The 13,970-nt window shown below is 39.8% G+C and carries 13 protein-coding genes; 7 read left to right on the top strand and 6 right to left on the bottom strand.

The features are described 5' to 3' along the window. Window positions 1–606: 606 nt before the first annotated feature. From ACI882_RS11260 to ACI882_RS11245, 4 genes are all read left to right on the top strand, one after another. Window positions 607–1,794 carry an aminotransferase class V-fold PLP-dependent enzyme gene (locus ACI882_RS11260; protein ID WP_411746880.1) on the top strand — a complete coding sequence of 396 codons (1,188 nt, stop codon included), beginning with the start codon at window positions 607–609 and terminating at the stop codon, window positions 1,792–1,794. A gap of 92 nt (window positions 1,795–1,886) precedes the next feature. After that, the gene (locus ACI882_RS11255) at window positions 1,887–2,417 is read left to right on the top strand and encodes an SLATT domain-containing protein (protein WP_411748485.1); all 531 of its coding nucleotides are present in this window, start codon (window positions 1,887–1,889) and stop codon (window positions 2,415–2,417) included. Between the two features lie 46 nt (window positions 2,418–2,463). Beyond that, a complete protein-coding gene (locus tag ACI882_RS11250; protein ID WP_411746878.1) occupies window positions 2,464–2,721 on the top strand; it encodes a hypothetical protein in 258 nt (85 codons plus the stop codon). A 42-nt stretch (window positions 2,722–2,763) separates the two neighbouring features. Next, on the top strand, window positions 2,764–2,961 hold the full coding sequence (locus ACI882_RS11245) for a CPXCG motif-containing cysteine-rich protein (RefSeq protein ID WP_411746877.1): 198 nt from the start codon (window positions 2,764–2,766) through the stop codon (window positions 2,959–2,961). 12 nt (window positions 2,962–2,973) lie between these two features. On the opposite strand, the gene ACI882_RS11240 is transcribed toward ACI882_RS11245, so the two are convergent. From ACI882_RS11240 to ACI882_RS11220, 5 genes are all read right to left on the bottom strand, one after another. Beyond that, window positions 2,974–4,350, bottom strand: coding sequence for a hypothetical protein (locus ACI882_RS11240; RefSeq protein WP_411746876.1), 1,377 nt, complete (start codon window positions 4,348–4,350; stop codon window positions 2,974–2,976). Window positions 4,351–4,458: 108 nt separating this feature from the next. Further along, window positions 4,459–5,253 (bottom strand): HAD-IIB family hydrolase, encoded by a 795-nt coding sequence (locus ACI882_RS11235; RefSeq protein WP_411746875.1) that lies wholly within the window; start codon window positions 5,251–5,253, stop codon window positions 4,459–4,461. A gap of 15 nt (window positions 5,254–5,268) precedes the next feature. Beyond that, window positions 5,269–6,555, bottom strand: coding sequence for a TRAP transporter large permease (locus ACI882_RS11230; protein ID WP_411746874.1), 1,287 nt, complete (start codon window positions 6,553–6,555; stop codon window positions 5,269–5,271). Between the two features lie 9 nt (window positions 6,556–6,564). Continuing rightward, complete coding sequence (locus tag ACI882_RS11225) at window positions 6,565–7,041, bottom strand: TRAP transporter small permease (RefSeq protein ID WP_411746873.1); 477 nt, start codon at window positions 7,039–7,041, stop codon at window positions 6,565–6,567. Between the two features lie 87 nt (window positions 7,042–7,128). Then, the gene (locus ACI882_RS11220) at window positions 7,129–8,124 is read right to left on the bottom strand and encodes a C4-dicarboxylate TRAP transporter substrate-binding protein (protein WP_411748484.1); all 996 of its coding nucleotides are present in this window, start codon (window positions 8,122–8,124) and stop codon (window positions 7,129–7,131) included. 281 nt (window positions 8,125–8,405) lie between these two features. Here ACI882_RS11220 and ACI882_RS11215 point away from each other — a divergent pair, with 281 nt between their 5' ends. Further along, the gene (locus ACI882_RS11215) at window positions 8,406–9,143 is read left to right on the top strand and encodes a DeoR/GlpR family DNA-binding transcription regulator (protein WP_411746829.1); all 738 of its coding nucleotides are present in this window, start codon (window positions 8,406–8,408) and stop codon (window positions 9,141–9,143) included. A 268-nt stretch (window positions 9,144–9,411) separates the two neighbouring features. Next, entirely contained in the window at window positions 9,412–10,275 is an 864-nt protein-coding gene (locus tag ACI882_RS11210) for a hypothetical protein (protein WP_411746828.1), read from the top strand. Between the two features lie 74 nt (window positions 10,276–10,349). Here the strand turns inward: ACI882_RS11210 and ACI882_RS11205 are convergent, their stop codons facing one another. Further along, window positions 10,350–11,567 carry a phosphoribosyltransferase family protein gene (locus ACI882_RS11205; protein ID WP_411746199.1) on the bottom strand — a complete coding sequence of 406 codons (1,218 nt, stop codon included), beginning with the start codon at window positions 11,565–11,567 and terminating at the stop codon, window positions 10,350–10,352. 218 nt (window positions 11,568–11,785) lie between these two features. On the opposite strand from ACI882_RS11205, the gene ACI882_RS11200 reads away from it, so the two are divergent. After that, window positions 11,786–13,951, top strand: a complete 2,166-nt coding sequence (locus tag ACI882_RS11200; protein ID WP_411746827.1) for an FdhF/YdeP family oxidoreductase — start codon at window positions 11,786–11,788, stop codon at window positions 13,949–13,951. Window positions 13,952–13,970: the final 19 nt, after the last annotated feature.

Below are 13,970 nucleotides of genomic sequence, written 5' to 3'. Positions count from 1 at the left end.
CATTTTTGGTTTGATATAGGCCAAAAGCGATTCGTTTTGATCTATCCCAATCTATAGTAGGCAGGCCTATTTTTGCCAAAATCAAATGAGGTAAAAAATCCTGCGATTTCCCATAGTAGGCGTATAGTAGGCAGATTATGTCCAAAAATGGAATAGAAGGGCAATAAGTGTACAAGTCAATATGAGTAATATGGTAATTAACCTATTGATTTTAAAAGAAAATAAAAGTTTGTAAAAGAATGTCAAAGAAGAGCGCGTTTTTCTTAAAATCTTGCGACTTAACGGTCGTGCCGGTTCAAGTCCGGCCACCCGCACCATTTCTAACTCCTTGTTTTATAACGTTTTATTCTGAAATCATTTGATTGTCAGGATTTTTTGCGTTCCTTCGAAAAATTAATAGCAGGCGCTTGTACTCAATCGTAGAGAAAATATAACTACCAAGCCCATCGATGCCTCTAAATGTAATTTTTTACGCTTTGAGTATTTTTTATAGAACAAATTATGTTCAAGGCCGCCAAAAACTAGGTTCACATGCGGGCTTTGAGCCCGTAAACTCGTTAATGTTGTAAGCGTAATAGTCAAACCCTAACAGAGCACCCAATAGCTATGAATAGTACTTACGATATTAAGCGTGCTAGACAAGAAACGTTAGCTTGCAAGGACCTTATCCATTTCAATAATGCGGGTGCATCGTTAATGCCTACGCCGGTCAGTAGGGCTCTGCATGAATACCTAAATAAAGAAGAGCGAATAGGTGGCTATGAAACGGAAGCGTTATACAAAGAGTCGTTAAATGGTATTTATAAATCTGCTGCTAAGCTGCTGAATTGTTCGCCAGATGAAATTGCTTTTGTTGAAAATGCTACGCGTGCATGGGATATGGCTTTCTATTCATTTAAGTTTAACCCGGGTGACAAAATATTAACTACCTTCGCTGAATACGGCAGCAATGTTGTTGCTTACCTTCAGCAAGCTAAACGCTTTGGTGTTGAAATTGTATTTGTACCGAATGATGAATTTGGTCAAATAGACGTTAATGCTTTGTCTAATTTGATTGATGATAAAGTAAAGCTTATTTCGATCACCCATATTCCTACAGGGGGAGGCCTTGTTAACCCTGCTAAAGCAGTAGGGAAGGTCGCTAATGCCGCTGGAATACCTTACATCTTAGATTCTTGTCAGAGTGTAGGGCAAATGCCGATTGATGTTGAGGACATTGGTTGCGATATACTTTGTATTACGGGTAGAAAATTCCTAAGAGGCCCACGGGGAACTGGCTTATTGTATGTTAGAAGCTCTCTGTTACCGCATTTAGAACCACCAATGCTTGACCAACATGCTGCTGAATTAATATCCCCCTCTGAGTTTTTAATTCGCCCAGACAGTAAGCGCTTTGAAAACTGGGAGCAGTACTGCGCTGGTAAATTTGCATTGGGAGTCGCGATTGATTATGCAATGTCCTGGGGCTTACATGAAATACAGCAAAGGGTATATTCACTTGCTGATCATTTCAGAGCCAAGTTATCAACAATAGACGGCATTCATTCAACTGATGAAGGCATTGAGAAGTGCGGCATCATTACTTTTACGGCAGAACAATTGAACCCTGCGGCGATCAAACAAGCATTATCTGCTTTGAAAATTAACATATCCACCTCTAAAGGTTCGGGTAGTTTAGTCTCGTTTCAGGATAGGGGAATTAAAGAGGTCGTCAGGGCTTCTGTCCATTATTTTAATACGGATGAAGAAATTGATTACTTTGTCGATACGCTTAAGAAAGTTCTAGCTAGATGACTAGCTCCAAATAGTAAGTAATCAAAATAAGTAAATAGTGCTCAAGCTAAGTTAGCCACTTTACTTAATTTATAGGCATCGGAGAAAATATCATGACAACCTATACAGATGAGATTGATTCGTTAGTGAAAGACTGGTTTAGACGCTGTAGAGAAAGTCAGATGGTACATTATGAATATGCCAGTAAATTAAGCAAAAGACATATTACATTTGGCTGTTTATCTATGGTGTTTTCAACCATTGTGGGTACAGCCGTTTTCAGTTATTGGGAGTCCTCAGCTAATTCGGAAAGTGTAAGAATATTGCTAGGTATGTTGAGCGTCACCGCTGCGACATTAGCAGCCCTGCAAACTTTTCTAAATTACGCCGAAAAAACTGCAAACCATAAGAATACGGGGGCTCTGTATGGAGCATTAAGACGTGATCTTGAACTTTTAAAAACCATTCCTCCTGTCACAAGCGAAGAAATGTCAGAAAAGCTGATTGAATTTAAAAGTATGATGGACAAGTTAGCACTAGACTCCCCCGGGGTTCCGTCTAAATTTAAAAAAATAATTGATAAGCGTTTAAAAATTAGAAATCATGAACGAGTTATCAATTTATACAGCAGTGATGCTGATTAAGCAGATCATTAGCGGTGAGAGCAAAACAGTTTTATAAGGAATTGGAATGGATATAGAGCTGTATGATTTTAAAGAGCACATAGACTCAATAGGGTGGATATATAGCCTACCTAACGGATTGGTTAGCGAAAATATTGATATAAGATACAGCACCGTAACCATTACTAAACTAGAAACGGGTTATCAAATTTATATTGGGCCTAAAGATATGAGTTCAGGTGGTGATGGGATACTGGTTTCACTCGACAATGAGTTTCAGTTGTTTGATTATGAAATTGAAAGAATTGAGCCCATGCCTTTTTGATTATGAATCTAGCTTGTTAAATATTTAGTCAAGGATCATGTTTTGAACCAATTATCCGAAAAAACGATAGAGTGCCCATATTGTGGTGAAACACTGGAGGTTCTAATTGACCCTGTTGATGCAGGGCAACAATATATTGAAGATTGCCAGGTTTGCTGTAAACCGATTAATTTTGTAGTTACCGAAACAATGGATGGTGACCTTACAGTGAGTGTATTTAGCGATGATGAGGCATTCTAATTCTTATACCGCTTACTTGATTTCTTCAACTCGATAAACACCTTTCTTGTTAATCAGCAATCGATAATACTTTAATATGTCATTCGTACTTGATGAAAAGCGTATACAAACGTTGATAGAGAAGCGTTGCCGGCCCACTAGTTTTTTGGTTTTCCCATCTTCATAAAAATAAATATCTTTACGTTCGTCTGGGAAGTTACGAATCATTCGAGATAAGTTTATTTTGATATTGTCGTACATTTTGTCATGTTCAGAGGTAAAAGAAGACGACGAAAGCTTGAATGACTTTTTATATACAAATACATGCGGTTCATCTGCCTTACGGCTGGTGAGCATGTTCTTTTCTCTAATTTCCCGTATATTTTCTGGAATTGTGTCTTTTTTAAGGAACTCGCACGTATCTCTAATCATCGCGATACGTGTGTTGTTGTCTTTAGTGCGTACCGCATAGCTAAATGTATAAAACTTTCTGCTTAATACACCGTAAATAAAATTTCGACTGAGGTCTTTTAGCCGGTCTTTCAAAATATAGGAAACAACTAGGGCATAAAAAAATGTCGTACTAAAATTTCCATATTGCTTTTGCATATAAAAGGCGATGCCAGTAGCAAATGACATAGATGCAGCCGCCGCAAGACCAAAGACCATTTGCTCAGTTATTATGCCAACAGGTTTTCTACTGGTGTTAAGTAGAATGGGGAGGTCTAAGTAGCGTTGTACTTGCTTCATACGCCAAAGCAGCTTATCTGCACCTTCTTCTGTTGGCTCATATTCGCGAAAGCTTCTAGATTTGTAATATGCTTTCTCAAAGTTGAGAAGTTCGAATAAACGGTCATGCCAGTCGTCTTTAGTCAGCGTTTCAGATTTTTTAAGTTCCGTCGATAGCAACAATAGTTTTTGTTGTAAATACCAGCTTAAGTGGCTATCTAAAAACTGGAATGTACGAAAAAATCGAGCATGTTCCTTTTTTGGTTCAATTTCACGTAACGATTTAAATAGGTCTTGAATTAATTGAAAGCTGTCATTAAGTAGGGTGATATCTTCATTTTTTTTAATATCTCGAAATGTTGCTTTTATGGCCTTGCGCCACTGTACGCTAAGCAAACTTACTTGTTTCCAGTAGGCTTGATGATTGTCTTTGTTATCAGTTGGTATGCGGCCTAATTTAACAAGCTGCAAGTGCGATTTGGTTAAGTTTGGATTACCATAAAAATAACCTTGTTCTGTTACCATGCTTTGGTAGAACATGTCTTTTGAATAGGTATACGAGTTAACACCTAATTGATCTGGCAAGAAAAAATATATTTGCAGGTTTGAATCTGAACTTTGCCGACTAATTTTTGATTCAATTTCAAAATGAAATTTATCGAGTAGTCGAAAATGGACCATTTATTCTCTCCGATTGAAATATATAAACGCTTGAATTACAGGAATTACTCTTTAATAAACTCTGTTAAAGAGAAAAAAAGTTCCAATACTACCACAAAATAATATTTTTTAATTGCGACCTTTAATTTGTAACAATTGTTTCGCAAACTCTGAAAAACCATAACCGCCGGGTTTGGACATAACAAACGGGGGAGGAGTGCTTAGTTTTTCCCAGTAATGTGCAATGTTGGCGACACCGACGCTTTTAGGCAATGTTGCAAACATATATTGATCATTCAACGAATCACCAACGTAACAGCAACGAGTTACAATTTCTGCATCTGTAAGCCCATTCTCTTTAAGGTAGCGCAAGGAGGTTGCCTTTTTGGAGTGCTCTCCGTACCAAGCATTTATATGTATTGAGCTGGCTGTGGCGTGAGCGCCTAACTCTTGTATCTTGTTGGTTATTTCGTCAACAATATCGTCATTTACTTTTGGGCGATTCTGACCAATATCAATAGAAACTTCACAAAGGCGATACGATTGATCAAGTGTTAATTTCAGATCAGGGTAGTCTTCTAATATTTCCAACACTTCTAGTTTAAGCTTGTCTTGCTGTTGTTTTAAACTATCAAGTGGTAAATTTGCTTGAAGAGTGAGGTAGCCATCTTTTTTCTCTAGAATGAAGGCGCCATTCTCACCGAGTACGGCATCAACCGGCCATAGCTGAGCAATATGATCACACCAGCCCGCACAGGCGCCGGTTACAGCGACAACTTTAATTCCAGCCTGCTGTAAATCATTTAAAGCAATGAGGCTCTCAGGAGGCAATTTGCCATTCCAAGTTAGAGTGTCATCTACGTCTGTTAACACCCAGTCAACTGATTTCCAATCTTCCGTTAGTTTGTTCGGTACCGATATCATGTTTAGTATCTCAATTTACTTTAACAAATTCGGCAAGAACATCACTAACCCTTCAGAGTAGGTCAGCAACATTAGTACGGCTAAAAGTGCGCCCAAAAGCGGGGCAACTTCACGGACAAAATCGACCATTCGTACTTTCAAGATAGAGCATACTGTAAACATCATCGAACCAAATGGCGGAGTTACACCCCCAATCATAATGTTCACAATAACGATGACACCAAAGTGTACAGGGTTGATACCTAAATTAAGAACGGCTGGCAGCAACAAGGGTGTTAATATAATCATCGCTGCACCACCTTCGATAAACATACCGACTACCAGTAGTAGTAGGTTGATTAGAAGTAACAAGGCTAGTTTATTATCGGTAAGGTCAATTAGAGCGGCAGCAACTTGATGTGGTATTTGCTCTAACGTCATATAATAACCAAATACCATCGCGCCGATAATGATAAACATAACCGCGCTGGTGCCTTGAATAGTTTCTCGCAAAATAATCGCAGCATGTTTTAGCTTTAATTCGCGATAAATAAACGCCCCAATGATGGTACAAAGTAGCACCGCTATTGCGCCAGCCTCGGTAGGGGTAAACAGACCAAAGCGCATACCTAAGATAATTCCAAAGGGTATAAACAAGGCGGGAATCGCTTTAACAAAAAAGTGAACTCGCTCTTTAGCTGGCGCAGGTTCTGAACGTGAAGGTTTGTAGCCGCGTTTTTTTGAAATAAATGAAATGGTGATCATTAACGCAACCGCCATTAGCAATGCAGGAACATAACCCGCAATAAACATCGAATGAACTGATACATTTGCTAGTAATGCAAAAATAATAAGGTTAATGCCAGGGGGGATTATTGGACTAATTGTAGATGAGGATGCTGTTACTGCGGCGGTAAAGGGCAGGTCATAGCCACGTTTAGTCATTTCTGGTGCTAAAATTTTCGACTGCATTGCCGCATCGGCATTGGCCGAACCAGAGATACCACCCATGAGCGTACTTAGGAGTACGTTTACATGTGCAAGGCCACCAATTTTGTGACCAATAATTGAATCAGCGAAGGACAATAAACTTCGACTTATCCCGGCGTAATTCATTATGGACCCGACCATAATAAAAAAGGGTATGGCTAATAGTGGGAAGGAAGAGGCAGAAGAAATAAATCGCTGCATCACCAAACTAACCGGAATAGAGTTATTGATAAAAAGGAAGTACACCAAAGAAGACGCAATGAGTGAAAATGCGATCGGTACATTCACAAGAAATAAAACAAATAGCAGGATAATCGGTATATAAATTTCCACTTCGGTTTCCTAGTGAGTTTGCGTTAATGAATTTTCATTAGTGTTTTTATATTCATCTTTGATAAATATGAGGGTATGAATCGCCATTAATGAAAAACATACAACCAATACGCCGTTAATTGTAAAATAAGACATGCCCATAACTGGGGTTACTTTGGTTGATAACATGGTGTAATCGAAACTTAGGTAAGCTAAAACAACGTTTAGTATGAGTAAAAAGGTGAAAATTACTAAACGGAATATACGCTTTGCATGTTCTGGCAATAACGTGATGATGACGTCTACGCCCATATGTAACTTATGTTTGTAACATGAGCTAATACCAAAGTAGGTGGCCCAGATAAAACAAATAACAGAAAGCTCTTCACTCCAGGGAACAACAAAACCGAAGACGTAACGTAGAATAACGTTAATGATGACCATTAAAACCGTCACTGAAATAGCGAGGGAGGCAAAGATCTCTTCAAAGTTTTTTATAAAACGCATAAGGACTCCATAATTCTGCGTTCAAAACGCTAATCGCGGCACCCACACTATAGCAAGTGTAGGTACCGCTAGACGTCTAACTTCTATTTACATAGCTGCGCGGATTTTATCCAATTCAGCATTGATCTTGCCGTGAATACCTTCGCTCCAGGCAGGGAACTGGTTGTAAACTTCAGCAGTCAATTTACCAAAAGCAGCGTTGTCTACTTCGTTGAAAGTAACACCAAGCTCTTCAAGCTTTTGCTTGTACTCCGCGTCTAACTTAACCACTTCATTGGTGTTAGAAATGGCACCGGCTTCAAGTTCTTCCATGACTATTTTCTGTTGATCGGCACTTAACTTATCCCAAACCTTAGGAGAGATGTATAAACCAACAGAGCCTAAGAAATGCTTAGTAAAAGACATATTCTTAGTCACTTCGTACATTTTTGTTCCGTACATGGTTAAGATTGAACCTTCAAAACCGTCTACAACGCCTTGCTGAACACCAGAGTAGGTTTCAGGAAATGGGATAGCGGCTGGAGAAGCGCCCATTGCTTGTAGGGTGCTAATGAACAACTGGCTTCCAGGAACGCGAATACGCATGCCTTTCATATCGGCTGGCGTCTTAATTTCTTTGTTGGTTATCATGTGACGGAAACCGAAAACATAGTCAGCCGTTAGTACTTTAATGCCTTTCTTCTCTACTTGCGCCGTTAAATCGGCAACCATATCCGACTTCATTAATGCCAAATACTCATCGTAAGAGTTATATAGGCTCGGGCCTGCCAATGCTGCGAAATCTGGTACAAAATCACCTAGGTAACTTAAATCTTCTACGGCAATCCAATCTGCGCCGTTAACAACTTGCTCTAGGTTATCTTTGTATACGGGTAACTGGCCGCCTGGGAAAACCTTAATGTTTACATCGCCATCGGTTCGGGTGCGGATTTTGTCGGTTACTTTTATTAATTCTTGCGTTAATAGCTCGTTTTGAGTGAAAACTAAGCTCATGTTGATGTTTACCTTATCTGCACTTGCTGTAGCTGCAAATCCGAACATAGTCGCTGCCGTTAATACGGAGCCTAAGAGTAGCTTCTTCATTATATTAACCTTTTGTTAGTTGGGTTGTTTTCTTGTTATTAATGCTCGTAGTTGAACGATTGTTCATGTTTTGTTCTTTGGCCAATTTACCATATACTAAATCTATTGAAGATTCATATGAATATCCAGATATTCATTTGAACATTTTGATGATATCTCCAATTTGAGTAATTATGCTAGCGAATTGTGACAACAACATGTCAATGCTAGCTAAAAACTGTCATGAAGGTAAACGTTATCAATATAGGTAGGCTCATGTCTTTTTGCCACAAGGAACTACAATGGAGCTAAGTCCGCGTAATCTAGCCATTATCAGCTACCTTAAAGAGCACAGCGAAGTTCAGATTGAACATTTAGCGACTTTGTTTGAAGTTACCACACAAACGATACGGCGTGATGTAAACCTGCTCTGCGAGCAAGGTTTAGCTCGTCGTATTCACGGCGGTTTAAGTTTGCCTGCGAATTTAACGAATTCGTCCTATCAGTTTCGTCGAGAAATTGAATGTGATGCCAAAATGGCCATTGCCCAAGCGGTTGCTAGACAAATCCCTGTGGGTTCAACTGTCATGATGGGCATTGGCACGTCAATGGCTTATGTAGCCCATTTCCTTGCTGGCTTTACAGAGTTACGGGTGATTACCAATAATCTACAAGTAGCGAAAACCCTAGAAAACTCACCAAATATAGAAGTCTATTTATCGGGTGGGCTTGTCCGCTGCGACCATCAAGACGTAGTAGGGCAAACTACACTCAAGTTTTTTGCAGATTTTGAAGCTGATATTGGGTTGGTAGGCTGTAGTTCCGTAACCTCTAACCACACGGCCATGGAACATGAACCCCAAGAAGCAGAAATTTCTAAAGCCATTATAACCAACGCCCGCCAAAACTGGCTATTGGCTGATGCTAGCAAGTGGGAGCGTTTTGGGTCCGTGAAGGTGGCAAATCTTAGTGAATTTTCGCGTATATTTACCAATAAAACGGGGCTACCGAATGAGCTTCCAGTTTCCACAGTTAGCTAAAAGTTAATCCATTCGACAGTTGATTAGGCATTGGTTAGTTTGCCAGCCTTGGTGAGTTGTTTTTATGTTGCGACTATCTAACAAAAGTAACGCTCATAATTAAACGAAGTTTGGGAGAGTTTATAGGATCAAGCTAAACTTTATTTTTAAATTGTGATGCTTGCCTCACAATGGCGGTAAAGTCAATCACATGTAAGCATAAATTGTTGATTATTTATCGACTACATCAACGTCTATAATGCAAAATAAGAAAAAAAGGAGGTACAAAATGGAACTTAAAAATATTCTTATCGTTGCGATTACTTGCCTTGCTCTAGCCGGGTGCGATGGAGGCGGGGATGAATCAAAAAAGAGTGGTTATAGTGGTAGTAAGTTTGCCGCTACTGTAGATGAAGAGAATAAGGACGAGTTGTCCATAGCTGCCTCTATTGGTGCTCAAAAATCTATCGAGTCGAGTTCAGCACCAAGAGCATTAGGACAACGTGCTGACGATCCTATTACGTATTTACTAGAGAAAAGCTCAGAAGCGATAATAGCTCAAAGACAGCTGCGTGTTGGAAGCCGAACATATATAGATTTATCAAGTAGTGTTTGCAATGCAGGCGGCACTGCGGGATACAATTACGATGAAAATAACACTTCTGGTTACGGTACATTTTCCATCACCTATGATAACTGTAAATATACCTATGAGGGCGAGACAACAATTATTGATGGAGAGTCAACTTGGGTTACTAGCGAAGACGGTTCATTCTCATACACATATAATTTGTCCGTATCTTATGGAGCAGATAGCTACTCCGTTACTGGCACCTATGCTTGTGACGCAGAACTTAATTGCAGCTATAACAATGATTTTTCATATGGTGGTGTAAGTTATCGAGTTGCTGATGTGTCCGTTACAGGTAATTCATCGACGGGATATAATGTATCGGCTAAGATCTATCATGAAACATATGGTTATGTTGAGATTATTGGCTCTAACCTTGTTCAATGTAACGATGGTGGTTTTAGCAGCGGAAGCATAACCGTACGAGACAGTTCTAGTACCGATGTACTGCTTGTAACTTATGATTCCTGCACTCAGATGACCATTACTTTTAACAATGTTGCAACTATAGTTGCTCAATAAAGTAGTAATCTATAGTCAGTTTACAATATCAAAAAAGGCGCTTTAAAAGCGCCTTTTTGTAATTAATCCAGAAGTTACGTTTCTTCGTTTAAATCAACGAGTTGATCACTGAACCAAATTTTGCGTTTAAAGCGTGGGTTTTTAGATGACATATCAATTTTGTACGGGCTATCATCATCGCTTTGTGGCAAGCCTAAAATGTTACTGAGCTCTTGAGCGATCCACTTTTCTACCTTTAACACGACCATCTTCTTACGAAGGCGGCCTTGCTCGTCACGGTTTAAGATGGTTGGTAGGGTATTTAAGGTTAATATTTCACCAATGGCGGGGTGTGCCATACGCTCGCGACCTTCATCACTTGCATAAAAGTGCGATACCGCAAAAACCATGCGCTCTGGGTTAATCTGTTTTAAGAACTGACAAGAACGAACTACGGTTGAGCCGGTTCTAACCATATCGTCGAATAAAACAATACTGCAACCGTCTAGGCCTTCAAAGGTATGTTCACTTTCTTTATGCAGCGTGATTTCTACTTTACGCTCATTGGTGCGCACTTTATCAAGCATGATGAACTTAGCTTTCGTGAGGCCAATGGTGTCAAACATGACTTTAACAAAGTCACGAGCACCTTTATCGGGAGCACATAAAACCAAGCCTTCGCCTTGAGGGCCATAGTTCAGTATGTTTGAGTTCAGAAGATAGTGAGAATATATTTCATAAGGGATTAAGTTATGGAAATCACCTTCAAAGACATCAGAGAATATCTTTTGTACGGAATACGAGTGGTTGTGTATGGTTAAAACGGCATCTACACCGGAAACTTTGAGTAGTTGAGCATATAGCTTAGAAGTAAAAGCCTGACCATCGAATTTCTTGATGTCATGAATATCACGTTCGAATAAGGTTTCACCTAAGTCATCGCTTGGGCCGCGGTCTTGTGCACTAAAAAACAGGTCAGGTTCGACTAATACCACTCGATCAGCGCCATTTTCTTTGGCAGAGCGCGCAATAACTAGGTTAGACATGGCTAATTCTTGGCGAGACTTTACATGGCTACTGGTGCTGACAATAACCACGGTTTTGTCTTTTAAGTTTCGACCGATGTTTTCCATATCATTTTCATCTGAAATAAAACGTGGGCAAAACTCAGAATTCATAAAATGTTTCATACTGATCAAGTCAGCAATATCTTCATGCTGGCCCATTGCGTAAGCTACATCAATGGCGAATGGATTATCTGAAGAGTTACTGACAATAACGACATTATTAGACCGATCGGTCGAAAAACCCATGAATTTATCCTATTAGTAGAAGCCGTAAAAAGAGGCGATATTCTACTGGTTGGTGACCTAAAGAGTTAGTGTGTTTTTATACAGATTAAGCATTTAAAGTTGAATTTCTAGCTTGGTTTTTGTATTAAATTATGCCTTCGTCTAATTGTTAGTGTCATTTTAATTAGCTAGACTCTATTTAGAGTTGAATTGAACCATTTGGTTAGGAAATTATAAGAATGAAACAGATTGTTGGTGGTGGACCTAAAAAGGTTTTGTACACATTAAATACGGTACGCCGCATTGGTCTAAAAGATTCGGCAAAAGCGTTGATGGCAAAAAATGCCTGTAAAGCCTGTGGATTAGGTATGGGTGGACAGCAAGGCGGAATGACCAACGAAAAAGGTGAGTTTCCATCGGTATGTAATAAAAGTATCCAAGCACAATCAACCGACATTCAGCTGCCGATCCCCTCTGAAGTATTCAACCACACCTTAGCCGACTTAAAAGAACTGAGTGCTCAAGAAGTAGAGCGTTTAGGTCGTTTATCAAAACCAATTTACAAAGCGGAAAACAGCAACAAATATACTGAAGTGACTTGGCAATGGGCTATTGATCATTGTGCAGAGAAGTTTAAGCAAGCTCAGCCTGAAAAGTCCTTCTTTTATACATCAGGGCGCTCTTCTATGGAAGCGGGTTATTTACTACAGCTTGTAGCTCGAAGTTATGGTACCAATAACATTACAAACTGCTCCTATTATTGCCACCAGGCAACCGGCGTTGGCTTAGCATCAACAATAGGCACAGGCACTTCAACTGTTGAACTTAACGACCTGAGTTTATGCGATACCATTTTTATCATAGGCGCAAACCCATCTTCTAATCACCCGCGATTAATTCATCAACTTAAGGGTATTCGTGATCGAGGCGGTAAAGTGATCATCATTAACCCAGCGAAAGAGCCTGGTTTGGTCAAGTTTGCAGTACCGAAGAGCCCTAAATCAATGATGGCAGGAGGAACTGACATTGCTTCTTTCTACCTACAGCCGAAAGTGGGCTCTGATTTGGCTTTACTTAAAGGGCTTGCTAAAGCGACCATTGAACTTGGGTTTGAAGACAGTGCATTTATTAAAGAGTATTGTGAGAATTACACTGAGTTTTTGAGCGATATAAATAATACATCCTGGCAAACCATAGAAACCCAAACGGGTTTGGCAAAAACTAAAATCATCGAGTGCGCAGAAATTTATGGTGTTTCAGAGAAGGCGGTTTTTGCATGGGGTATGGGTATTACTCACCATAAAAACGGTAGCGACAATGTAGAATATATTGCCAATTTAGCCATACTGCGAGGAATGGTAGGTAAACAAGGCGCAGGTTTATTGCCTCTTCGGGGCCATAGCAACGTTCAAGGAATTGGTACTGTTGGCGTAAAACCCTATTTGCCAGCAGAGATGTTGAGTGCGCTTGAAGAAAATATGGGCAGGAAATTTGATCTACCTCCAGGGTTAGACACCGTGGCAACACTAGAAGCTGCGCATAAAGGTAAAATGGATTGCGCAATGTTAATGGGCGGGAACCTATTCTCAGCATCGCCTAATTCTGTATGGACACAAACAGCCATGAACCGTATTGGCTTTAAGGTCTATTTAACGACTACATTAAATCAAGGCCATATTTACGGTGTTGAAGACAGTGAATGCTTAGTTTTACCTGTGTTGGCTAGAGATGAAGAGCCGCAAGCCACCACACAAGAGTCTATGTTTAACTATGTGCGTTTGAGTGATGGCGGGATATCCCGTTTAGACGGTCCGTTAGCAGAAGTTGAGGTGCTGGCTCGCTTCGCTCAGCAACTGTTAGATGTTGAGCAATGGAAAGGCTACGAAGATAACAATAAAATTCGCCAAGATATGTCCCTAACTGTTCCTGGTATGAAGAGCATTGCCGATATAGGCAACAGCAAAGTAGAGTTTCATATAGAAAATAGAATAAAACACCAGCCAGAATTCTATACCAATAATAAAAAAGCTAACTTTGTTGTGTGTGAGTTGCCAGATTTCTCACCAAATGGGTTCGAGTTCTTGCTATCCAGTGTTCGCAGTGAAGGCCAATTTAACAGTATTATTTATGAAGATACGGACAGTTATCGAAATAACGCAGACCGTTACACTATTTTAATGAATCAATTAGATATGCAAAAACTTGGCTTGAAAGCAAATGATGAAATTAAATTAGAATCGGCTGTTGGCGAACTTGAGAAGTTTAAAGTTCAAGCGTTTGAGGTCGCTGAAGGAGGGGTATTAGGATACTACCCAGAAGTAAACCCTTTGATCAGTATTGCGAATGACCCACGTAGTAAAACCCCCGCGTTTAAGTCAATCCCGGTGAATATTAGCAAGAATTGATGATGTTTCTGACATTATG

The sequence above is a fragment of the Reinekea sp. genome (assembly GCF_046710285.1).
In the GTDB taxonomy this organism is placed as follows: Bacteria; Pseudomonadota; Gammaproteobacteria; order Pseudomonadales; family Natronospirillaceae; genus Reinekea.
Note: the sequence above shows the minus strand (reverse complement) of the source record. Positions and strands in the feature narration are given on the sequence as shown.